Origin of the sequence: Paraburkholderia sp. RL18-085-BIA-A, from assembly GCF_046027075.1 — a bacterium.
Classification (GTDB): domain Bacteria; phylum Pseudomonadota; class Gammaproteobacteria; order Burkholderiales; family Burkholderiaceae; genus Paraburkholderia.
The window spans coordinates 1-464 of sequence record NZ_JARESU010000611.1 but is presented as its reverse complement, the minus strand read 5'-3'; the positions used below and the strand labels follow the sequence as shown (position 1 = coordinate 464).

Annotated in this window: 1 protein-coding gene; it reads left to right on the top strand. The window is 64.4% G+C overall.

The features are described from left to right. On the top strand, positions 1–464 hold a 464-nt coding region (locus P0D89_RS54075), incomplete at both ends, for an NAD(P)/FAD-dependent oxidoreductase (RefSeq protein ID WP_408379840.1).

The following is a 464-nucleotide window of genomic DNA, read 5'->3' as shown; positions in this document are numbered from 1 at the left end:
CGCAAGTCTCATTGAGCAGTACGGTCCCCGCGAGTCGATGGAATACGACGTCGTGATCGTCGGCGGCGGGCCGGCTGGCCTGTCCACGGCGATCCGCCTGAAGCAGCTGGCAGCGGAAAAAGGCGTCGAGCTGGGCGTGTGCGTGCTGGAAAAGGGCTCGGAGATCGGGGCGCATATCCTGTCGGGCGCGGTGATGGATCCGCGCGCGATCACCGAACTGATCCCGGACTGGAAGGAGAAAGGCGCGCCGCTCACGGTGGACGTGACCGAAGACCGATTCCTCTTCCTGACCGAAACCGGTTCGAAGAGCGTGCCGACCTGGGCGCTGCCGGAGAACTTCAAGAATCACGGCAACTACGTGATCAGCCTCGCGAACGTCACGCGCTGGCTGGGCCAACAGGCTGAGGCGCTCGGCGTCGAGATCTTCCCGGGCTTTCCGGCCGCCGAAGTGTTGTACAACGACG